This window comes from Microbacterium bovistercoris, from assembly GCF_003387575.1.
GTDB lineage: Bacteria > Actinomycetota > Actinomycetes > Actinomycetales > Microbacteriaceae > Microbacterium > Microbacterium bovistercoris.
The window spans coordinates 153,676-175,571 of sequence record NZ_QUAB01000039.1 but is presented as its reverse complement, the minus strand read 5'-3'; the positions used below and the strand labels follow the sequence as shown (position 1 = coordinate 175,571).

General features: G+C 69.5%; 22 protein-coding genes and 1 tRNA gene. 16 read left to right on the top strand and 7 right to left on the bottom strand.

Translation table 11 applies throughout. The features are described 5' to 3' along the window. Nucleotide 1 precedes the first annotated feature (1 nt). The gene (locus DY023_RS08430; RefSeq protein ID WP_245958633.1) at nt 2–544 is read left to right on the top strand and encodes a DNA modification methylase; all 543 of its coding nucleotides are present in this window, start codon (nt 2–4) and stop codon (nt 542–544) included. 65 nt (nt 545–609) lie between these two features. Here the strand turns inward: DY023_RS08430 and DY023_RS08425 are convergent, their stop codons facing one another. Then, the gene (locus DY023_RS08425) at nt 610–1,293 is read right to left on the bottom strand and encodes a response regulator transcription factor (protein WP_116241883.1); all 684 of its coding nucleotides are present in this window, start codon (nt 1,291–1,293) and stop codon (nt 610–612) included. Next, entirely contained in the window at nt 1,290–2,498 is a 1,209-nt protein-coding gene (locus DY023_RS08420) for a sensor histidine kinase (protein ID WP_116241882.1), read from the bottom strand. Before DY023_RS08420 ends, DY023_RS08425 begins: the two co-directional genes overlap by 4 nt. A 200-nt stretch (nt 2,499–2,698) precedes the next feature. Here DY023_RS08420 and phoU point away from each other — a divergent pair, with 200 nt between their 5' ends. After that, nucleotides 2,699–3,409 (top strand): phosphate signaling complex protein PhoU, encoded by a 711-nt coding sequence (phoU, locus tag DY023_RS08415; protein WP_116241881.1) that lies wholly within the window; start codon nt 2,699–2,701, stop codon nt 3,407–3,409. A 444-nt stretch (nt 3,410–3,853) separates the two neighbouring features. Here phoU and DY023_RS08410 read toward each other — a convergent pair whose 3' ends face one another. Further along, nucleotides 3,854–4,597: a phosphoglyceromutase gene (locus tag DY023_RS08410; protein WP_116241880.1), complete on the bottom strand. Its 744-nt coding sequence runs from the start codon at nt 4,595–4,597 to the stop codon at nt 3,854–3,856. Nucleotides 4,598–4,824: 227 nt separating this feature from the next. Between DY023_RS08410 and DY023_RS08405 the strand changes: the two genes are divergently transcribed. Continuing rightward, entirely contained in the window at nt 4,825–5,655 is an 831-nt protein-coding gene (locus DY023_RS08405) for a class I SAM-dependent methyltransferase (RefSeq protein ID WP_116241879.1), read from the top strand. A 3-nt stretch (nt 5,656–5,658) separates the two neighbouring features. On the opposite strand, the gene ygfZ is transcribed toward DY023_RS08405, so the two are convergent. From ygfZ to DY023_RS08390, 3 genes are all read right to left on the bottom strand, one after another. Continuing rightward, nucleotides 5,659–6,780, bottom strand: a complete 1,122-nt coding sequence (gene ygfZ / locus DY023_RS08400) for a CAF17-like 4Fe-4S cluster assembly/insertion protein YgfZ (RefSeq protein ID WP_116241878.1) — start codon at nt 6,778–6,780, stop codon at nt 5,659–5,661. Continuing rightward, nucleotides 6,777–7,370 (bottom strand): heme-binding beta-barrel domain-containing protein, encoded by a 594-nt coding sequence (locus DY023_RS08395; RefSeq protein WP_116241877.1) that lies wholly within the window; start codon nt 7,368–7,370, stop codon nt 6,777–6,779. The genes ygfZ and DY023_RS08395 overlap by 4 nt, the downstream gene beginning before the upstream one ends. A 157-nt stretch (nt 7,371–7,527) precedes the next feature. Continuing rightward, on the bottom strand, nt 7,528–7,821 hold the full coding sequence (locus DY023_RS08390; RefSeq protein ID WP_116241876.1) for a hypothetical protein: 294 nt from the start codon (nt 7,819–7,821) through the stop codon (nt 7,528–7,530). A 39-nt stretch (nt 7,822–7,860) separates the two neighbouring features. Here DY023_RS08390 and DY023_RS17980 point away from each other — a divergent pair, with 39 nt between their 5' ends. The 9 genes from DY023_RS17980 (at nt 7,861) to DY023_RS08345 (ending at nt 18,122) form a co-directional block, all read left to right on the top strand. Further along, entirely contained in the window at nt 7,861–8,529 is a 669-nt protein-coding gene (locus tag DY023_RS17980) for a winged helix-turn-helix transcriptional regulator (RefSeq protein ID WP_116241875.1), read from the top strand. A 48-nt stretch (nt 8,530–8,577) separates the two neighbouring features. Then, on the top strand, nt 8,578–10,743 hold the full coding sequence (locus DY023_RS08380) for an RNA degradosome polyphosphate kinase (protein ID WP_116241874.1): 2,166 nt from the start codon (nt 8,578–8,580) through the stop codon (nt 10,741–10,743). Beyond that, on the top strand, nt 10,740–11,702 hold the full coding sequence (locus DY023_RS08375; protein WP_116241873.1) for an NUDIX hydrolase: 963 nt from the start codon (nt 10,740–10,742) through the stop codon (nt 11,700–11,702). Before DY023_RS08380 ends, DY023_RS08375 begins: the two co-directional genes overlap by 4 nt. Before the next feature lie 154 nt (nt 11,703–11,856). Next, entirely contained in the window at nt 11,857–12,963 is a 1,107-nt protein-coding gene (gene pstS / locus DY023_RS08370) for a phosphate ABC transporter substrate-binding protein PstS (RefSeq protein WP_116241872.1), read from the top strand. 85 nt (nt 12,964–13,048) lie between these two features. Beyond that, complete coding sequence (gene pstC, locus DY023_RS08365) at nt 13,049–13,993, top strand: phosphate ABC transporter permease subunit PstC (protein ID WP_116241871.1); 945 nt, start codon at nt 13,049–13,051, stop codon at nt 13,991–13,993. 1 nt (nt 13,994) lies between these two features. Further along, complete coding sequence (gene pstA, locus DY023_RS08360) at nt 13,995–15,083, top strand: phosphate ABC transporter permease PstA (RefSeq protein WP_116241870.1); 1,089 nt, start codon at nt 13,995–13,997, stop codon at nt 15,081–15,083. A gap of 28 nt (nt 15,084–15,111) precedes the next feature. After that, nucleotides 15,112–15,891, top strand: coding sequence for a phosphate ABC transporter ATP-binding protein PstB (gene pstB, locus DY023_RS08355; RefSeq protein WP_116241869.1), 780 nt, complete (start codon nt 15,112–15,114; stop codon nt 15,889–15,891). Between the two features lie 213 nt (nt 15,892–16,104). Next, nucleotides 16,105–16,953, top strand: coding sequence for a type IV toxin-antitoxin system AbiEi family antitoxin domain-containing protein (locus DY023_RS08350; RefSeq protein WP_116241868.1), 849 nt, complete (start codon nt 16,105–16,107; stop codon nt 16,951–16,953). 290 nt (nt 16,954–17,243) lie between these two features. Beyond that, on the top strand, nt 17,244–18,122 hold the full coding sequence (locus DY023_RS08345) for an aminodeoxychorismate lyase (RefSeq protein WP_116241867.1): 879 nt from the start codon (nt 17,244–17,246) through the stop codon (nt 18,120–18,122). Between the two features lie 127 nt (nt 18,123–18,249). Here DY023_RS08345 and DY023_RS08340 read toward each other — a convergent pair whose 3' ends face one another. Next, on the bottom strand, nt 18,250–18,879 hold the full coding sequence (locus DY023_RS08340; protein ID WP_116241940.1) for a DNA-directed RNA polymerase subunit beta: 630 nt from the start codon (nt 18,877–18,879) through the stop codon (nt 18,250–18,252). Nucleotides 18,880–18,942: 63 nt separating this feature from the next. On the opposite strand from DY023_RS08340, the gene DY023_RS08335 reads away from it, so the two are divergent. The 4 genes from DY023_RS08335 to DY023_RS08320 all read left to right on the top strand — a co-directional run bounded on the left by DY023_RS08335 (nt 18,943) and on the right by DY023_RS08320 (nt 21,813). Beyond that, a tRNA-Lys gene (locus DY023_RS08335) sits at nt 18,943–19,015 on the top strand. A 49-nt stretch (nt 19,016–19,064) separates the two neighbouring features. Next, nucleotides 19,065–19,505, top strand: coding sequence for a pyridoxamine 5'-phosphate oxidase family protein (locus tag DY023_RS08330; protein WP_220347261.1), 441 nt, complete (start codon nt 19,065–19,067; stop codon nt 19,503–19,505). A gap of 73 nt (nt 19,506–19,578) precedes the next feature. Beyond that, complete coding sequence (locus tag DY023_RS08325; protein ID WP_116241865.1) at nt 19,579–20,346, top strand: hypothetical protein; 768 nt, start codon at nt 19,579–19,581, stop codon at nt 20,344–20,346. Nucleotides 20,347–20,373: 27 nt separating this feature from the next. Next, the gene (locus DY023_RS08320) at nt 20,374–21,813 is read left to right on the top strand and encodes an MFS transporter (protein WP_116241864.1); all 1,440 of its coding nucleotides are present in this window, start codon (nt 20,374–20,376) and stop codon (nt 21,811–21,813) included. Nucleotides 21,814–21,896: the final 83 nt, after the last annotated feature.

Genomic DNA, 21,896 nt, shown 5'->3' with positions numbered 1-21,896 from the left:
CGTGAAATCGCGCCCTGCTGCGTCCATCGCCCCGCGCCTTCTGGCGTCGATCGCGCTCGGCGCGGTCGCCCTGCTCGGCACCACCGGATGCACCTTCATCACCGAGCAGGCGACCGAGATCCCCTACTCGCCCTCCGACGGCGTCAACGTCAGCAATGACGCGGGCCCGGTCAAGGTCCGCAACGCGATGATCGTCGCGGACGAAGACGGCTCGACCGGCAACCTCGTCGCGGGACTGGTCAACGACACCGCCGAGAACGAGACCGTCACCATCTCCCTCGAGGGTCACGACCCGTTCACGGTCAAGGTGCCGGCCGGTGAGCGCGTCAGCCTCGGCGCAGATGAGGACCCGCTGCGCATCGACGACCTGAACGTGCAGCCCGGTGCGACCGTCGAGGTGCTGTTCCAGTCGGGCGACTCCTCCGGCCGGACGGCCGACGTTCCCGTGCTCGACGGCACGCTGCCGTACTACTCCGACCTGGTTCCCGAGCCGGAGCGCACGGTCCTGGAGACGCCGGCGCCCACCGAGACGCCCGCGTCCTGACACGAGTTCTTCACAGAGGAGGCCGGCCCGCGTTCCGCGGCCGGCCTCCTCTGCGTCCGGGGCGATCAGCCCTCGAAGCGGTAGCCGAGGCCGCGGACGGTCACCAGCATCACCGGCTCCGAGGGGTTCTCCTCGATGCGCGAGCGGATGCGCTTGATGTGCACGTCGAGCGTCTTGGTGTCGCCGAAGTAGTCGCTGCCCCAGACGCGGTCGATCAGCTGTCCGCGCGTGAGCACACGCCCCGAGTTGCGCATGAGCACCTCGAGCAGCTCGAACTCCTTGAGCGGCATGTTGATCTGCTCGCCGGCCACGGTGACGGTGTGCCGGTCGATGTCGAGGCTCACCCGCCCGCCTTCGAGCACCCGCTCGTCGAGATCCTCTTCTCCGGGGACGACGCGGCGGAGCACGGCGCGCATGCGCGCGAGCAGTTCCCTCGACGAGTAGGGCTTGGTGATGTAGTCGTCGGCGCCGAGCTCCAGGCCCACCACGATGTCGATCTCGGAATCCTTGGCCGTCAGCATGATGATCGGCACGGCCGAGGACTGCCGGATCTGCTTGCACACCTCGGTGCCGGGCATTCCGGGCAGCATGAGGTCGAGCAGCACGATGTCGGCGCCCCGCTCCCGGAACGCCGCGAGGGCGCCCGGTCCGTCCTCGGCGATCTCGACCTCGTACCCCTCCCGGCGCAGCAGGTACGCGAGCGGGTCCGCGAGATCGGGTTCGTCCTCGACGAGCAGGATGCGGGTCATGCGTTCTCTCCGTTCCGGGTGCGGGTGGCGTCCTTCTTCGCCCGCTTCTTCTTTTTCTTCTTGCCCGTTCCGTCTGCTGACGGCGCCTCGATGCGCGGCAGCCGGACGGTGAAGGTCGATCCGCGCCCCGGGCGGGACCACAGTCGCACCTCCCCGCCATGGCGCTGCGCGGCGTGCTTGACGATCGAGAGGCCGAGGCCGGTGCCGCCGGTGCGGCGGGAGCGGGCCTCATCGGCGCGGTAGAACCGCTCGAAGATGCGCTCACGATCGGCCTCCGCGATGCCGATGCCCTGATCGGTCACGGCGATCTCGACGACTTCGCCCTCCACACGCACGCCGACGCCGACACGCGAGCCCTGCGGGGAGTATGCGATGGCGTTCGCGAGGAGGTTGCCGACCGCCTCGATCAGGATCTGCGCGTCACCGAGCACCCACGTGCCGCGGTCTCCGCCGCGCACCAGCTCGACGGCGGCCGAGTCGGCCTGTACCGCGTGCGCCTCGAGTGACGATGCGATCACCTCGTCGAGCGACACCGGCCGCAGGCCGGAGAGTCCGTCGGAGGACTGCAGCCGGGACAGGCTCATGATGCGGCCGGTGAGCTGGCCGAGCCTTCCCGCCTCCGCCTGGATCCGGGCCGCGAACCTGCGCACCTGCTCGGGGTCGTCGGCCGCGGATTCGATCGCCTCGGCGAGCAGCGTCACCGCACCCACAGGTGTCTTCAGCTCGTGGCTGGTGTTCGCGACGAAGTCGTTGCGCATCTGATCGAGCCGCTCGCGCTCGGTGACGTCGCGGATGATCAGCAGCGTCAGTCGCGCCCCCATGGCGCTGGCGCGTGCGGACACGAGGCGCGGATCCAGCCGTACGCCGCCGCGGGAGATGCGCAGCGTCTCGGTCGCGCTGCCCCCGGACTGCCTCACCGAGCGCACGAGCTGGCGCAGCTCGGCGTTCTCCAGCACCGCTCCGGCCTCGATGCCGAACCGCGTCGCAGCCTGCGAGACGGCGAGCACGAGCCCGGAGGCGTCCAGCACGCAGGCGGCGTCATCCATGCTGGCGAGCACGTCGATCGTGCCAGCGGGGACGGCCTGCGAGGTCTCCTCCGCGGCCTGCGCCCTGGCGCGGTACGCCCAGCCCACGAGCAGCACGAGGCCCGCGCCGATGATCGCGCCGATGGCAAGGGCGAACAGCGCGATATGCGGCGAGGTCATGCCACCAGCGTAGGGCCGTGGCGAACGCGTCACCTGCCGTTCGCCCGGACTTCCGCGGGCGCACGGCATACTGTTCACATGCCGGGCACCATCCGTTAACCTTCGGCGGACACAATCGCCCAGGGCGCGCCGCAGGCGTTGCGCGTGCCACGCACCCGGCGACACGAGCCCGGGCCCATGACGAAAGGTTGCGCCGGACAATGCGCGAAGTCTTCCACCAGTCCCTCGAGGATCTGCAGGCCCAGCTGGTCGAGATCGCCGAGCTCGTCACCGTCTCCATCGACAAGGCCACCCGCGCCTTCGCCACGAGCGACGTCTCCCTCGCCGAGGAGGTCATCGCCGATGACGCACGCATCGACGAGCTGGCAGTGACGCTCGACGAGCGCGCCATCGAGATCCTCGCCCGCCAGCAGCCGGTCGCCCGCGACCTGCGCATCGTCATCACCGCGCTGCGCGTGAGCGCGTCGCTGGAGCGCATGGGCGACATGGCCGAGCACATCGCCCAGCTCGCCCGCCTGCGCTTCCCGGAGCGCGCGATCCCGAAGGGCCTGAAGGGAACCTTCACCCGGATGGGCGAGCTGGACGTCGAGATCGCCCGAACCCTCGCCGAGCTGCTCCGCACTCAGGACCTGCGCCTGGCGGACGCGATCCGCAACGCGGACGACGACGTCGACGAGCTGCACGCCCGCGTCTTCGAGAAGGTGCTCAGCGACAACTGGAAGGGCGAGGCGACCGCGACCGTCGACGCCACGCTCGCCAGCCGCTACCACGAGCGCTTCGCGGACCACGCCGTGGCCGTCGCGAAGAAGGTCGTCTACCTCGCCACCGGCGACTGGGCTGTGGACGAGGAGGACATCGCCCTCGCTGCGGAGGCCCAGGAGCAGGAGGAGACCGGCTCGGGCCACGCCTGACCGGTCGGCACCCTGCCGCCTGCGGCCGCGCCCCTCGCGCGGCACGTCACGGCATCCGCTGCCGTTCTCCCTTCGCGCGGCACTTCGCCGCTCGCGCTACAGGTCACCGCTCGCGCTGCGCGAATACGCGCCGCGCGAGCAGAAGACTGTAGCGCGAACACGTCGGGATGCCGAGAACTGTAGCGCGAGAAGGAGTCTGCGGCGCGGGCTCCCGACCACGCCGCCTCCGTCCATGCATCACTGCGCGGTCGTTCACCGCCTCACCGTCCCGCTCCACCCCGCTCGCGCTGCACTCCTCGGCTCGCGCGGCAGAAATACGCGCCGCGCGAGCAGCAGAGAGTAGCGCGAACACGTCGGGATGCCGAACCCGGACGCCCGAACGTCGAAACCCCTCCTGATTCGCGTGAATCAGGAGGGGTTTCGGCGTCGCGAGGGAGCCTGCGGTTACTTCTTGCCCTGTGCCGCGACCGCGGCGGCGCCGGCGGCAGCGGCCTCGGGGTCGAGGTAGCGGCCGGGGCCGGTGGGCACGTTGTTCTCGTCGAGCTCGTAGACCAACGGGATGCCGGTGGGGATGTTCAGCTCGGCGATGTCGTCGTCGCTGATGCCCTCGAGGTGCTTGACCAGGCCGCGCAGCGAGTTGCCGTGCGCGGTGACCAGCACGGTCTTGCCGGCCTCGAGGTCGGGGACGATCGCGGACTCCCAGTACGGCAGCAGGCGGTCGATGACGAGCTTCAGCGACTCGGTGCGCGGGATCTCGCCGTCGATGCCGGCATAGCGCGGGTCGTTCACCTGGCTGAACTCGCTGTCGTCGTCGAGCAGCGGCGGCGGCACGTCGAAGGACCGCCGCCAGAGCTGGAACTGCTCGGGGCCGAACTCGGCAAGCGTCTGCGCCTTGTCCTTGCCCTGCAGCGCGCCGTAGTGGCGCTCGTTCAGCCGCCAGGAGCGGGTCACCGGGATCCACAGCCGGTCAGCGGCATCCAGCGCGATGTTCGCGGTCTGGATCGCACGGCTGAGCAGCGAGGTGTGCAGCACATCGGGCAGAAGACCCGACTCGGCCAGCAGCTCGCCGCCGCGGCGCGCTTCTGCCTCGCCCTGCTCGGTGAGACGGACGTCTACCCAGCCGGTGAAGAGGTTGAGCTGGTTCCATTCGCTCTGGCCGTGGCGGAGCAGGATGAGGGTGCGCGTCATGATGGCAGTTTATCGTGGGGCGGTTTTCTGTTTCTCGGGATGACCGTGGGGCGGGCTCCGTGACGTTCCCTGCGCTCGCAGAGCGGGGCCCCTCCGCTTCGCTCCTCCCCGATGCTCGCTCCGGGAACGTCACTGCGCCCTCGTGCTTCTGGGAGGCGCGCACCCTCTTGGGGTGAGAGAGGGGACGGGCGTGTCTGGGGCGCGGGGAGCTTTGGGAGAATGGGGGCATGGCGGGAGTGATCGGTCAGGCGACGCGGGGGACGACCGGGACCAACCGACTGCGCAGGAACGATCGGGCCATCGCGGCGTCGGAAGCGCTGCGCAGGGCAGCCGATCCGCTGGTGGTGGACCTCGGGTTCGGAGCGAGCGGGGTCACGGCGTTCGAGCTCGCAAGGAGGCTGCGCAAGGTACGCGCCGACGTCTCGGTGATCGGGCTCGAACTCGACCCGGAGCGCGTCGCGAAGGCATCCGCGCAGCTCGAAGAGGTGCGGGCGGGGACGACCTCGTTCCCCGCGGAACTTCCGGTGTCGTTCGCACGCGGTGGATTCGAGGTGCCGCTTCCGGCTGGACGCCGCCCCGCGGTGATCCGCGCGATGAACGTGCTCCGGCAGTACGACGAGGCGCAGGTGCAGGACGCCTGGGGGCGGATGACCTCACGGCTCGCGCACGGCGGGCTGCTGTTCGAGGGCACCTGCGACGAGATCGGCCGCATCGCCTCGTGGGTCGAGGTCGACGAGCACGGTATCCCGCAGCGCTTCACGATCTCGCTGAAGGTGTCTGAGCTCGAGCGTCCTTCCGTCGTCGCGGAACGACTGCCGAAGGCGCTGATCCACCGCAACATCCGCGGTGAGCGTGTGCACGAACTGCTCACCGCACTCGATCGGGAGTGGGATCGCGCCGCTCCGCTGTCGGCCTTCGGCGCCGCACAGCGCTTCATCGCCGTGGCCACGGCCCTGCGAGACCAGGGCGTGCCGGTGCTCGGCGACCGGCGCCGCTGGCGCCTGGGCGAGCTGACGGTGCCGTGGCGCACCGTGGCCCCGGCCTACGAGCTCTCGTAGTCCTCAGGCGTTGCGGGGGTCCTGACCCGCCGGGCGGCGGGACAGGCGCGTGAGGCGTGGGACCTCGGCGGTGGCGCCCGCATCCGCCGGCACGATCACCTGCTGCGCCGCCGCGATGTCCACGCCGTCCGCGCGCACCACCAGGTCGCCGACCGGCGCGCGGCGCGAGAGGATCGCGAGCGCGATCGGACCGTCCTCGTGATGCCTGGCGGACGACGTCACATGCCCGACCTCGGCCTCGCCGGCGAACACCGGGGCTCCGGGCTCCGGCAGCACGGCGTCGCTGCCGTCGAGCTGCAGCAGCGCGAGACGACGGGGCGGATGACCGAGATTGTGCACCTTGGCGACCGTCTCCTGCCCGCGATAGCAGCCCTTGTTCAGGTGCACCGCGCTGCGGATCCAGTCGGCCTCGTGCGGGATGGACTTTTCGTCCACCTCGAAGCTCCAGCGCGGCCGCCAGGCCGCGATGCGCAGCGCCTCCGCGGCGAGCGCACCGGCGACGTCGCCGAGCGCACCGGCGACGTCGCCGTCAGCGAGCGCCGAGGGGTCGGACACGATGGCGACACGCCAGGCGAGTTCCGCACCGGGATGCTCCGCCACCTGCGAGTACTGGAATCCGCCCGGCTGCACCTGCTGCCACGGGTCAGCCCACACCAGCGGCACTCCGTTCGGCGCATCCGCCGTGACGGCCTCAGCGGCCGAGCCGCCGTCGACGTAGCCGATCAGGGAGAGCTCGGGGCGCGGAGTGACCACGGCACGCGAGCGGAACACCATCCGCTGCAGCCAGGTCGCCAGCCCCTCCGCGTCGCCGGCGTCGGCGATCAGCCACACCGACGACCCGTCCTCCAGCACGGCGGCATCGTGCTCGATGCGCCCCTGGGGGTCGAGCACGAACAGCTCCGTGCTGTCGCCGGGACGCAGCCCGGTCAGCGCCTGCGAGGTGATCGAGTCCAGCCAGGTCAGCCGGTCCTCCCCCGCGACCTCGATGACGGTGCGGTCACCGAGCGGCACGACGGCCGAACCGGATGCCAGGCGGCGCTGCTCGCCGATCGGGTCGCCGAAGTGCGCGATCGTGTCACCGTCGCGCACCGCGCCGGGCAGTGCCGCGAACGCGTCCAGACTCATACCTTCGCCAATCTCGCTGAGGCGTGCGAGGCGAGCGGCGAACCGAACGCCGCGATGTCCCACGCCCAGAGCAGGTGCCCGTCGACCAGCCCGTACATCCGGGATGCCGCGGCGTAGGGCTTCGCCCCCGCGGTGCGCACCACGGCATCTGTGGCGATGTCGATGCGCGGGCCGTCGATGCGGCCGAGGTACAGCTCGAGCGTGCCGTCGGAGTGCGCGAGCGACACCTCGAGCGGGAAACCCTGTTCGGTGCGCAGGTGCTCGACGTCGGCGGCGCTGCGCGGCGCAGCCTCCGCGGTCGGCGGCAGCAGCGCCGGTCCGGGGTCGGTCTCGCCGTGCGGGCGTCCGAGCCGCCAGAAGCCGCTCTCGGCGAGCAGGGGCACCGGCGCATCACCGCCGAGGAACGACGCGGTCGCCGCGTAGTTCAGGAACGGGCCGCCGTCATGACTGAAGCTCACACGGTGCGAGAACTCACCCTGCAGGTGCTGCTCGTCCGCGGTGTAGTCGATGACGCCCGTGCCCTCCCACACACCGAGCAGCCACGACAGCGGCACCAGGTCGGCGGGGAGATCTGTGGGCAGATCGAACACGATCCGGTCAGCGCTGGCCGCGGAACAGGTTGACCAGAACCACGACCGAGACGAAGGCGATCGCGAGGCTCGCGAGGCCCAGCAGACCGAGGAAGAAGAATTCGAGCGCGACGACGTCCATGACATTCACTCTAACCGCTCGCGCGTCGAACGGTCGCTATGCGGTGGGCACCAGCGCAGCCAGGCCGAACCCGACGGAGATCAGGCCCATGATCAGCAGGGCGCCGATCACGCTGGCGGAGACCCGCACGATGAAGCCCTCGACCCTGCCGAACCACAACTGCACGGCGAAGGAGAGCAGCACCACGATGCCGAACGCCACCAGCATCCACGGCACGCGGTCGTCCTCGGGAAGCACGATGCCCAGCACGATCGAGGCGGCGACGGCGATGCCCCACACGATGTACACGCCGACGTATGCGTTACGCGGCGCCAGCGCTGGTTCGGTCATGTGTCCATCCTCTCACCTCAGACTGAATAGCATGGTCAGGTGGCCCGGTTGCTGGTACTCACCTCGGATGCGGATGGCGTTCTGCCCGCCCTGGAGTTCCTCACGCACGCCGTGCGCCCTCATCCCGCGGATGCCGGGCATCTGCTGTCCGCTCCCGAGGCCGATCTGCTGCTGGTCGACGCGCGCACCGACCTCTCCTCGGCGAAGGCGCTCTGCCGGCTGCTGCGCACGACGGGCGAGCACACCCCGGTGCTGCTCGTGGTGACCGAGGGCGGGATGCCGGCGGTCGCCTCGGACTGGGGATTCGACGATCTGCTGCTGACCTCCGCGGGCCCGGCCGAGGTCGACGCCCGCATCCGTCTCGCGCTCACGCGTGCCGCAGAGTCCGCGGAGCCCGTCCGGGTGCAGGCATCCGGGATCACGATCGACGAGCAGTCGTACTCGGCGAAACTGCACGGCAGACCCCTGGACCTCACCTACAAGGAGTTCCAACTGCTGCACTTCCTCGCCACGCATCCGTCGAGGGTGTTCACGCGCGAGCAGCTGCTCAGCGAGGTGTGGGGCTACGACTACTTCGGCGGCACCCGCACCGTCGACGTGCACGTCCGGCGGCTGCGCGCCAAGCTCGGCGACGCCGAGCAGGCCATCGGCACGGTCCGCAACGTCGGCTATCGCTTCAACCTCTACGACGAGGATGCCGCGGAGTGAGCGTCATCGGTTAACCGCCGCGTCATCGGTCGGTGCAAGGATGTACCCATGATCGATCCCCTACTGGCAGACTCCGGGCTCGGCGACGCCGAGGACGACGACTTCGACGCCATCGAGGAACCCGACTCACTGCTGCCCGACCATCGCTACCTCGACCGCGAGCTGAGCTGGCTGGCGTTCAATCAGCGAGTGCTGGAACTCGCCGAGGACCCCACGCTTCCCGAGCTGGAGCGGGCGAACTTCCTGGCGATCTTCGCGAGCAACCTCGACGAGTTCTTCATGGTGCGCGTCGCCGGCCTCAAGCGCCGCATCCTCACCGGGCTCGCCGTGCCGACCAATGTGGGTCGCGCCCCCGCCGACGTGCTCGCCGACATCTCGGCCGAGGCGCACGCGCTGCAGCTGCGCCACGCCGACGTGTGGACCACGCAGGTCAAGCCCGCGCTCTCCGACTCCGGCATCGAGATCACCGAATGGGACGACCTCACCGAATCGGAACGCGAAACGCTCGGCGACTACTTCCAGGCGCAGGTGTTCCCGGTACTGATGCCGCTCGCGGTCGATCCGGCGCATCCGTTCCCCTACATCTCCGGCCTGTCGCTGAACCTCGCCATCCGCATCCGCAACGCCCGCACCGGCCGTCAGGAGTTCGCGCGCCTGAAGGTGCCGCCCATGCTGCCGCGCTTCGTCGCAGTGCCGGGCGGCGGTGAGATCCTGCGCTTCATCCGCCTCGAGGAGCTGATCGCCAACCACCTCGGCGACCTGTTCCCCGGCATGGAGGTACTCGATCACCACGCCTTCCGCCTGACCCGCAACGAGGACGTCGAGGTCGAGGAGGACGAGTCCGAGAACCTCATCCAGGCACTCGAAGCCGAGCTGCTCAAGCGCCGGTTCGGCCCGCCGATCCGGCTGGAGATCACGGATGACATGGACGACGTGACGCTCGAGCTGCTCATCAAGGAGCTCGACATCACCGACCAGGAGGTCTACCGGCTCCCCGGCCCGCTCGACCTGCGCGGCCTGTTCGACCTGTCCCGCATCGACCGGCCCGACCTGCGCTACCCACCGCACGTGCCGACCACCGCCGTGGCGTTCCAGCCCGGCGACAGCAACGAGCGTCCGGACGTGTTCAAGGCGATCGGCAAAGCCGACGTGCTCGTGCATCACCCCTACGAGTCGTTCGCGACCAGCGTGCAGGCGTTCCTGGAGCAGGCCGCCCGCGACCCTCATGTGCTCGCCATCAAGCAGACGCTCTACCGCACGTCGGGAGACAGCCCCATCGTGCAGGCCCTCATCGACGCCGCCGAGGCGGGCAAGCAGGTGCTGGCGCTGGTCGAGGTGAAGGCGCGCTTCGACGAGGCGAACAACATCGTGTGGGCGCGCAAGCTCGAGAAGGCGGGTGTGCACGTCGTGTACGGCCTGGTCGGGCTGAAGACGCACTGCAAACTCGCGCTCGTCATCCGCGAGGAGGACGGCGTGCTGCGGCACTACTCGCACGTCGGCACAGGCAACTACAACCCCAAGACCAGTCGCATCTACGAGGACTTCGGCCTCTTCACCGCGGACCCGCAGGTCGGCCGCGACCTCACCCGCCTGTTCAACGAGCTGAGCGGCTACGCGATCGAGAAGAAGTTCAAACGCCTGCTCGTCGCGCCGCTGCACCTGCGTCGCGGACTGCTGCGGCTCATCGATCGCGAGCGCAAGAACGCCGAGGCCGGAAAGCCCGCTCACGTCCGCATCAAGGTCAACTCGATGGTCGACGAGCAGATCATCGATGCGCTCTACCGCGCCAGCCGGGCCGGTGTGAAGGTGGACGTCTGGGTGCGTGGCATCTGCAGCCTGCGCGTAGACCTGCCGGGTGTCAGCGACAACATCACTGTGCGCAGCATCCTGGGCCGGTACCTGGAGCACTCCCGGATCTTCGCGTTCGAGAACGACGGCGACCCGCAGGTGCTCATCGGCAGCGCGGACATGATGCACCGCAACCTGGACCGCCGCGTCGAGGCACTGGTGCGGGTCACCGACGAGGCGCACGTGCAGGAGCTCACGACGCTGTTCGACCGGGCGATGGACGACGGTACGAACTCGTGGCATCTCGAGGCCGGCGGTGTGTGGACGCGCCGGACGGAGGATGCCGACGGCAATCCGCTCACCGACCTGCAGGATGAGACCATGGTCCAGATCCAGCGACGTCGGCGCAAGCGCTCGGTGCGATGATCCCCACAACGATCGCACTGGCGTCGGACAAGGCCGTCTACGCGGCCGGATGCGTCGTGTGGCGACTCGTCGACGGCAAGCTGCGCATCCTGCTCATCCATCGCACGAAGTACCAGGACGTCACCCTACCCAAGGGCAAGGTCGACCCCGGCGAGACGCTCGCCGAGACCGCGGTGCGCGAAGTGCATGAGGAGACCGGCATCCGCGTCGTGCTCGGCGTCCCGGTCGGCGTGAGCCGGTACTTCCTCAGGCCCAAGCGGCAGAAGGTCGTGCACTACTGGGCCGCCGAGGCCACGGATGATGCGATCCGGGCATCCACCTTCGTGCCGAACAGCGAGATCGCCGCGATCGAATGGGTCAGCCTGAAGAAGGCCCGCGCCCATCTCAGCTACCCGGTGGACACCGAGATCCTGGACAACTTCGCGAACCTCGTCGACGACGGGGTGCTGCAGACGTTCCCGCTCATCGCGCTTCGGCACGGCAAGGCCGTCGCCCGCGCCGACTGGGACGGCGTCGATGCCGAGCGCCCCCTCACCGGACGCGGAGAGTCACAGGCCAAGGCGATCGTCGGCCCCCTGCGCGCGTTCGGCGTGACCAGGATCGTCACGAGCGACGCGGTGCGCTGCGCGCGCACCGTGAGACCGCTCGCCAAGGCGCTCGGCATCAAGCCGAAGAAGACCCGTCGCATCGGGCAGGACGCCTGGGAGGCCGGCACCGCGGATCTGCGCGGAGTCATCGGCAAGCGCGTGCGTCTGCGCGAGGCGGCCGTGATCTGCAGCCACGGGCCCGTGCTGCCCGACCTCCTGTCCGAGATCGCCCTGGCCACGGGGACCATGCGCGGGTCCTACGTCGCCAGCGCGAGCGCGCTCGAACCGGGCGCGTTCTCGGTCGTCCACCTCTCGGCCACCAACCCCGGTTCCGGGATCATCTCGATCGAGACGCACGACCCGCTGGTCTGAGTTCCCGGGGTTCTCACGGGCGCCGTCTTCTCTGCGCCGCCATCCGTTCACCTTCCGTTCACCCGCACGGGACAGTCTCGTTAACCGTCACTCCTAGCGTCACTGTGTGCCCTGCACCGGGCCCGAAACCCACCCACGATCGAACGGATCCACAGTGAAGATCTCCCGCATCGCCCGTATCGGCGCCGTCGGCGCCATCGCCGCTCTCGCCCTCTCCGGCTGCGCCGCGAACGAGGGCACCGCGCCCGCGTCGTCCGACGCCCCCGCCGAGTCCGCGCTGAGCGGCAACCTGGTCGGCGGCGGCGCGACCTCGCAGGAAGTCGCCGTCTCGGCCTGGACCAAGGCGTTCCAGACCTCGAACCCCGACGTCACGGTCGACTACGACCCGCAGGGCTCCGGCACCGGCCGCGAGTCGTTCGCCGCCGGCGCCTACAACTTCGCCGGCTCCGACCGTGCGTTCAAGACCGACGAGCTGTCCTCGATGGATTTCACCGGCTGCGCCGCTGACTCCCCGATCATCGAGGTCCCGGCGTACATCTCGCCGATCGCCGTGATCTTCAACGTCGAGGGCGTCGAGAAGCTCGACCTCGACCCGCAGACCCTCGCGGGCATCTTCGCCGGCACCATCACCAAGTGGAACGACCCGGCGATCGCCGCGACCAACCCCGACGCGACGCTCCCCGACCTGGCCATCAACCCGGTGCACCGCGCCGACAAGTCCGGCACGACCGGCAACTTCACCGACTACCTCGGCGCCGCGGCTCCGGATGTCTGGACTCACGGCTCCGTCGAGGAGTGGCCGATCAAGGCCGGCGAGGCCGCCCAGGGCACCTCGGGCGTCGTGCAGGCCGTCGAGGGCGGTCAGGGCACCATCGGCTACGCCGACGCCTCCCGCGCAGGCGATCTCGGCACCGTCTCGGTGAAGGTCGGCGAGGAGTTCGTCGGTTACTCGCCCGAGGCCGCAGCCGCCATCGTCGACCACTCGCCGCTGGAGGAGGGCCGCGCAGACGGCGACCTCGCGATCAAGCTCGACCGCACCAGCACCGAGGCCGGCGTCTACCCGATCGTCCTGGTCAGCTACCTGATCGGCTGCGAGGAGTACGCCGACCCGGCACAGGCCGCGCTGGTGAAGGGCTTCTTCAACGTCGCGATCAGCGCCGACGGCCAGAAGGCGGCCGCCGAGGCATCCGGCAGCGCCCCCATCTCCGACGACCTGCGCGCCAAGGCCCAGGCCGCGGTCGACCTGATCGTCACCAAGTGATCCATCGCGGCGGCCCGGCAGTGCACCTGCGCTGCCGGGCCGCCGCAGGCACGCAGACCACCCGACACCACACGAGGAGCCCTCGATGACCACCACCGCGAAGGCCGCCGCACCGGCGGCGACCGCGAAGCAGCGGCCAGGGGACCGCTGGTTCTCCGGAGCGGCGCTGTTCGCCGGGTCGATGATCCTCGTCACCCTGGCAGCCGTCGCGGTCTTCCTCGTCGTGCAGTCCATCCCGGGTCTGGTCGCGACGCCCGAGAATGCCACGATCCTCGAGACCGACTTCTGGGGCTACGTCGCACCGCTCGCCTTCGGAACGGTCTGGGCCGCAGCTCTCGCGCTGCTGTTCGCCGTGCCGCTCTCGATCGCCGTCGCCCTGTTCATCTCGCACTACGCACCGCGACGCCTCGCTCAGGGCCTCGGCTATGTGGTCGACCTGCTCGCAGCGGTGCCCTCGGTCGTCTTCGGCATCTGGGGCATCGCCGTGCTCGCGCCCGCCGTCCTGCCGGTGTACACCTGGCTCAACCAGAACATGGGCTGGATCCCGCTCTTCGACGGCAACCCCTCGGGGCGCAGCATCCTCACTGCCGCGATCGTGCTGGCGGTGATGGTGCTGCCGATCATGACCGCGATCTGCCGCGAGATCTTCCTGCAGACGCCGCCGCTGCACGAGGAGGCCGCTCTGGCCCTCGGTGCCACCCGCTGGGAGATGATCCGCATGGCGGTGCTCCCGTTCGCCCGCGGCGGCATCGTCTCGGCCGCGATGCTGGGACTGGGCCGCGCCCTCGGCGAGACCATGGCCGTCGCGATGGTGCTCTCCGCGTCCGGCGGCATCACCTGGCGCCTGCTCACCGCGCAGAACCCCAACACCATCCCCGCGAACATCGCGCAGACCTTCCCCGAGGCGTACGGCGTCAGCGTCAACGTCCTCATCGCGACGGGCCTCATCCTCTTCGTGGTCACGTTCCTGGTGAACGCCGTCGCCCGCTGGATCGTGAACCGCCGCAAGGAATTCTCGGGAGCCAACTGACATGACCCTCACCGCCACTCCCCCGGTCGCTCCTGCGCCCACCACCATGCGCATCACGAGCGGGCACCTGCCCTCGTGGGCTCCGTGGGCCATCCTCGGTCTCTCGCTCGTCGTGTCCGGCGCCGTCTTCGGCGTCGTCGCCATCAGCGGCGACGGCTTCAACTTCGCGGGCTGGCTGATCGTCGCCGCACTGCTGTACATCGCGCTCATCGCCGTCATCTCCTCGGTCGTCGAAGGTCGCCGCAAGGCCACCGACCGCGTGGTCACGGGCCTGGTCACCGGAGCGTTCCTGCTCGCGATGGTGCCGCTGGTGTCGGTGTCGATCACCGTCATCGAGAACGGCATCAAGGGCCTGAGCGCCGAGTTCTTCACCAACTCGATGCGGAACGTGGTCGGCGAGGGCGGCGGCGCCCTGCACGCCATCATGGGAACGGTCGAGATCACGCTCGCCGCCGCGGTGATCTCCATCCCGATCGGCCTGCTCACCGCGATCTACCTCGTCGAGTACGGGCGCGGCCGCCTCGCACGCGGCATCACCTTCCTGGTCGACGTGATGACCGGCATCCCTTCGATCGTCGCCGGTCTGTTCATCTACGCACTGTTCGCACTGATCATGGGTCCCGGCATCCGCCTCGGCATCATGGGCGCCCTCGCCCTCGCCGTGCTGATGGTGCCGGTCGTGGTGCGCTCCAGCGAGGAGATGCTGCGGCTGGTGCCGAACGAGCTCCGCGAGGCGTCGTACGCGCTCGGCGTGCCGAAGTGGCTGACGATCCTCAAGGTCGTGCTGCCGACCTCGATCGCCGGCATCGTCACCGGCATCATGCTGGCCATCGCCCGTGTCATCGGCGAGACCGCCCCTCTGCTGATCACCGCCGGATTCACCGCCTCGATGAACTACAACCTGTTCGAGGGCCGCATGATGACGCTGCCGGTGTTCGTCTACACGCAGTACATGAACCAGGGCATCCCGCCCGAGGCGTACGTGAACAGGGCCTGGGCCGCCGCGCTCGTCCTGATCCTCATCGTCATGGCGCTCAACCTCATCGCCCGCCTCATCGCCAAGTTCTTCGCCCCGGCCAAGGGCCGCTGAGCGCACCTCTTCAGACAAGGAACCCGATATGTCCAAGAGCATCGAAGTCAACGACCTGAACGTCTATTACGGCGACTTCCTCGCCGTCGAGGGCGTCTCCCTCGACATCCAGCCGCGCAGCGTCACCGCGTTCATCGGCCCTTCCGGCTGCGGCAAGTCGACCTTCCTGCGCACCCTCAACCGCATGCACGAGGTCATCCCCGGCGCGCGCGTCGAGGGCGAGGTGCTGCTCGACGGACGCGACCTGTACGCCCCCGGCGTCGACCCGGTGCTGGTGCGCCGGCAGGTCGGCATGGTGTTCCAGCGCCCGAACCCGTTCCCGACGATGTCGATCAAGGAGAACGTGCTCGCCGGCGTGAAGCTGAACAACAAGCGGATGTCGCGTTCGGACGAGGACGCGCTGGTGGAGAAGTCGCTGGTGGGCGCGAACCTCTGGAACGAGGTCAAGGACCGCCTCGACAAGCCCGGATCCGGGCTGTCGGGTGGCCAGCAGCAGCGTCTGTGCATCGCGCGGGCGATCGCCGTCTCGCCCGAGGTGATCCTGATGGACGAGCCCTGCTCGGCCCTGGACCCGATCTCCACCTATGCGATCGAGGAGCTCATCGGCGAGCTGAAGAACGAGTACACGGTCGTCATCGTGACCCACAACATGCAGCAGGCTTCGCGTGTGTCCGACCGCACGGCGTTCTTCAACATCGCCGGCACCGGCAAGCCCGGCAAGCTCATCGAGTACGACGACACCGCGACGATCTTCACCACTCCCTCGGTGCAGGCGACCGAGGACTACGTGTCGGGTCGGTTCGGGTAAGTCCGTCGAGACGCTCAGCCGTGTCCCCGTCCCCAACTTCGGATGCTGCGGCCGACACGCCGTGGCATCCGCTTGTCCTGGCGGCGTGTCGCACATGGCGTCCGAAGTCAGGTCCGCGCGACTCGCTCTGCACACGCCGCGGCTGCCACAGACTCATCCACAGGAGCGGGGATCGCGCGAGGCAGCTCATGCCGGGCATGCTGGGCTGGCCGGATGTGCTCATCGACTCGCCCATCGATATGGACCACGAAGGAGCTTCGCGCTCAGGGATACACGAAACGCGCGATCGCCGATCTCGTCGCTTCCGGACGGCTCCGCCGCGCCCGGCGCGGCGTGTACGCCTGGCAGGATGCCTGCGACGACGCATTCACGGCGGCGGAACACGGCGGTTCGCTCGGCTGCACCGACGCTGCTGAGCACCTGGGCCTGTGGCTGCTGCCACCGCCGGAGGATGAATCGGCCGAGCCGACGCCCCGCCCTGGTCCGCACGTGTGGATGCGCGCCGACCGGCACCAGTACGCACACTCTGACTGCGCCAGCGTGCCGCATTGGGACGCCGGCGACTGTCGCGACGCCTTCGGTCTGCCTTCTGTGACACAGGTGCTCGAGCAGGTGTACCGATGCCGCGGGGCCGAGCAGTTCTTCGTCGCGCTTGAATCGGCGCGGCGCCAGAATCTGATTCTCGGTAAGGCACTCGCTGTACTGCGCTCCGCGCTGGACGCAGTCGGTCGCGACCTCGTGGACTTCTCCAGGGCCGACGCAGACAGCGGTCTTGAGTCCCTCGTGCGTCTGCGCCTACGTCGTCACGGGATCAGCGTCCGAACACAGGTCGATGTCTACGGCACAGGACGCGTCGACCTCGTGCTCGACGGATGGCTCCTGATCGAAGCCGACGGCAAGGCCAATCACGACGGCGAGTCGATGCGGCACAAAGACCTGGTGCGCGACGCCAATGCCGCGTCCTGGGGCTTGACGACGCTGCGGTTCGACTACGCGATGATCATCTACGACTGGGATCTCGTTGAGCGCGCGATCCTCGGCATGCTCGCCACCCGCGCCTGACCTCGTGCCCAACTCCGGATGTCGAGGACGAAACGCCGCGGCATCCGCCTGAAACCTCGGCGCGTCGCGAGCCTAGCTCCGAAGTTAGGCACAGCCGGAACCAGCGTCGTCTTCATGACGCCCATGCGGAACCTCGCGCCCCCCGGACATGAGAAGACCGGGCCGCAAGAACGCCTCTCGGCGGAAGGCCGCTCGCAGCGGCAGAAGTTGGAGCCCGGGGTTATGCGGCCCGGCCGATCAAGTGTAACGCGTATGACGCCGAGGTATTCCCGGAGTCCTAAGCTCGTGTCATGGTCACCCGCTTCGCCCTCATGATCGTGCCCGCCGCCGCTGATGAGGAGCGCGCGGACTTCTCCGATTCCTTCCGGATCGTGGATGCCTCGGCACCGGCGCTCAGCGTCGGGGAGTTGAGCACGCAGCGCGGTGACGGCGTCTTCGAGTCCATCGGCGTCGTGGACGGGCATGCTCAAGAGGTCGAGGCGCACGTGCAGCGCCTGGCGCACTCCGCCGAACTGTGCGAGCTGCCTGCACCGAACCTCGAGCAGTGGCGGCAGGCTGTCGCGGTCGCCGCCGCCGAATGCCCCAAGGGCGAGGCCGTCGTCAAGCTCATCCTCAGCCGAGGCGTCGAGCACGGACCGACGCCGACCGCGTGGGCGACCGCGGCGAAGGCCGGCGATTTCACCGCGCCGCGCACCGCCGGCATCCGGGTCGTGACACTCGACCGCGGTTACGACATCGCCGCGGCCGAGCGCGCTCCCTGGCTGCTGCTGGGAGCGAAGACGCTGTCATACGCGGTCAACATGGCGGCCGTCCGCGAGGCGCACCGCCGAGGAGCCGACGACGCCATCTTCCTCAGCTCCGACGGGTTCGTGCTCGAGGCTCCGACCGCCTCATTGATCCTGAGATTCGGCGACCGCTTCGTCACCCCGGCGCCGTCGGGCGGCATCCTGCACGGCACGACTCAGCTGAGCGTCTACGAGCACCTCGCCGAGCAGGGATTCGACGCCGGCTACGCACAGATCCCGGCATCCGATCTCGCGAAGGCGGACGCCGCGTGGCTGGTCTCCAGCATCCGGCTCGCGGCCCCGATCACGGCGATCGACGACCATGTGCTGCCCATCGACCCGCTGACCGCCGGACTGAACGCCTTCCTGCTCAGCCCGCGCTGATCGCGTACCCGTCGAACGTCGGGAAACACAGACCGGATGCCCGCGCCCCGGCGCGTCGACGGGATCACGCACCGGACACGCCGAATGTCGGATGATCGGTCTGTGATTCCCGACGGCCACGCCCGGATCAGGTCAGTACGCCGGCGCTCCATGCCTTGGCCGACGCCGTCAGGTCGTCGGCGTAGGCACTCAGGCGCGCAGCCCGGCGCGTGAGGTCGCTTGCACGGTCGGGTTCGGTGACCTCGTAGTCGTCGGCGGTGTGCGTGGCCCCGGATCCCTGCACCCGGCAGAACGACGCTGCGCGGTCGAGCGCAACGGCGAAGTCGCCGCGGAACGCCCCGCGCATGATCGTGTCGATCAGGGAGACGAGTTCCTCGGGGCTCGCCGGCGACGGCGCCCCGGCGATCACGGCATCCGCACTCTTCAGTTCGACACGGCCGCGCTCGTAGAGCAGCGCCGTCGTCGTCGGGTCGCCGTGGATCGCCGCCTGCACGAGATACAGCCGCCACAGTGCGCCCGGCAGAGAACGCGCCGGCGCCTTCGACCACAGCTCGGCGATCTCGTCGATGCCGTGCTTCCCGGTGTACGCGATCAGGCGCTCGGCGCTCACACCGCTGTCATCCGCACGCACGCGCGCGAGCAGGGCGGATGCCGTGGCGTGCGCGATCCGGGTCTCCTCAGCCGGATCGTGCGATCCGACGAGGTTGTCGAAGGCGGCCGCGGGGCGGCGCTCTGGTCGATGGAACTGCGCAGGCATCGCACCAGGGTACGCGCGATGCCCGAACGGGGCGCCCATCCCCGCACCCTAGACTGGAACAGCGGGCCTCTAGCTCAGTTGGCAGAGCATCGGACTTTTAATCCGCGGGTCGTGGGTTCGAGCCCCACGGGGCCCACCGTGTTCAGGGGCATCCACAGGATGCCCCTTTCGCTAGTGTCTGGGTCATGCCTCACATGACCGCCCCCGATCCGCACGATCCGTCCTCGATCGCCCGGTTCGTCGACGCCATCGGATGCGGGGTCGTCGCGACCGTCTCCCCCGACGGCGCGCCGGAGGCCGCGCTGGTCGGCCTCGCCGCGCTCGACGACGGCACCCTGATCTTCAACACGCCGGATGATGCGCGCAAGGTCGCCAACCTGCGGGCCGACGCACGTGCGGCAGTGGTGGTGAGCGCGGGCGATGTGAGCGTGCAGGCCGAGGGTTCCGCCACGATCGCCGAAGATGCGGAACGTGAGCGAATCGGCGGCGCCTACGAGGGCCGCTTCCCCGGCTCGCGCGCCTTCGCGGACGGGTTCCTGGTCGTCGCCGTGCGCCCCGACTGGGTACGCGTATATGACGCCCGGCCCCGCCCCGCCGTCGTCGCAGAGGCCGTCTGGCGAAACTGATCGGAGAAAATCCGGAATACCCCCCTGGGGTATTCCGTTCATCCTCCTCGAAGCATCCATTCGAGGAGGAATCATGGACATCACCGGCACGACACTCTCACGGGACGGATACCTGCTGACCGACGTCAGCGCTCCGTCCGCAGCCGGAATCCCGGGCACGCTGTCGTTCACCATCCGTGCCGCCGACGGCACGCCGGTCACCGGCTTCGCACCGAGCCACGGCAAGGCGCTGCACCTGATCGTGGTGCGCACCGACGGCGTCGGCTACCGTCACCTGCATCCCGCTCTCGACGCCGCGACCGGCATCTGGTCGACACCGGTCGCGTGGGATGCTGCAGGCAGCTACCGCATCTTCGCCGACGCGACGCCGCTCGGCGCCGACGGCATCACCCTCTCGCACACGATCGACGTGGCCGGCGACCTCCGCCCGGTCTCCGCGCGCGGCGAGCGCCGGCACGTCAGCGTCGACGACCTCGACGTGCACCTCGAAGGAGCCCTGCTCACCGGCGACGGCGGCGTGCTGACCGTGACGGTCTCCGAGCACGGGCATCCGGTGCAGCGTCTCGAGCCGTACCTCAGCGCCTTCGGGCACCTGGTCGCGCTGCGCGAGGGCGACCTCGCCTACCTGCACGTGCATGCACTCGGCGACGATCCGGCGCCGGGCAGCCTCTCCGGCCCGGAGATCGCATTCCACGCATCCGCACCCACACCCGGCCGCTACTTCCTCTACCTCGACTTCCAGGTGGACGGGCGCGTGCGCACCGCATCGTTCGTCGTCGAGGCGTCGGACGCTCCGTCGGCCCCCGTCGAGCACCACAGCCACCACGTCCACGCCCACTGACCCGATCGACACTGAAGGAGAACGATCATGACCACATCCCCCACACCGAACCGCCGCCGCTGGTGGGCGCTCGGGCTCATCGCGACCGCGCAGTTCATGGTGATCATGGACACGTCGATCATCGGCGTCGCGCTCCCCCGCATGCAGGAGGACCTCGGCTTCACGCCGAGCACGCTCTCCTGGGTGTTCAACGCCTACGTGATCGCGTTCGGCGGTCTGCTGCTGCTCGGCGGCCGGCTCTCCGACCTGTTCGGCGCCCGCCGGCTGTTCATCGCGGGCTGGATCGTCCTGCTGGCGGGATCCTTCCTCGCCGGGGCTGCAGGCGACGTGACCATCGAGCTCACCGGACGCGTCGTCCAGGGCGCGGGTGCCGCGCTCATCGCGCCGTCCGCGCTGACGCTGCTGATGATGCTGTTCGGCGCGAACCCGAGGGAACTCACGAAGGCGCTCGCACTCTACGGCGCGGCGGCTCCCGCCGGCGGCACGGCCGGCGTCTTCCTCGGCGGCCTGATCACGCAGTACGCGTCCTGGCCGTGGGTGTTCTACATCAACATCCCGATCGCGATCCTCGCGGTGCTCGTCGCCCGCCCACTGTTGCCCGGCGGCTCGTCCGGCGCCCGCGGCAGCGTCGACCTGTTCGGCGCGCTCACGGCCACCCTGGGACTCGGCGCACTGGTCTACGGCATCGTCCGCGCTCCCGAGGCAGGCTGGGCCGCGACCGAGACCCTGCTCGCGATCGGCGGCGGTGTGGTGCTCCTGGCGCTGTTCCTGGTGATCCAGTCCCGCTCCCGCAGTCCGCTGATGCCGCTGTCGATCTTCCGCGCGCCTCGGCTCGGCGCCGCGAACCTCGCGCAGTTCTTCCTCGGCGGCGCCTGGATCCCGATGTGGTTCTTCCTGAACCTCTACCTGCAGCAGGTGCTCGGCTACAGTGCGTTCCCCAGCGGCGCGGCCCTGCTGCCGATGACGGCCCTCATCATGGTCGGCATGATCGTGCTGGCGCCGCGCGTGATCGCTCGGTTCGGCATGAAGACGCCGATCGTCGCCGGGCTCGTGCTGCTGGCGGCCGGGCTCGGATGGCTGTCGCTGGTGCGCCCCGACGGGAACTTCCTCGTCGACGTGCTGCCGGGCTCGCTGGTCGCCGCGCTCGGGATGTCACTGGCCTTCATCCCGTCGCTGGGCACGGCGATCTCGGCCGCCCGCCCTGAGGAGGGCGGACTGGCCTCCGGCATCGTGAACACCAGCTACCAGGTCGGCTCGGCACTGGGCCTTGCCGCGATGACCGCCGTCGCCGCATCCTTCGGCGCGGAGCAGCTCGGTGACCTGGCGGCGCTCACCGACGGGTACTCCGCGGCGTTCCTCGGGTCGGCAGCCGTCGCTCTCGTCGGCGGACTGCTCGCTCTCGCGTTCTTCCGCCGCACGCCGGCCTCGGCGCAGGCTGCCGAACCGGCTCTGGACGCCGTCGCCTGAGCAGCGAGCCCGGATGCCCAGGATGCGGCGGTTCGTTCGACCGGACCGCCGCATCCGCGCGTGCCGGGACCGTTCCGTGACGG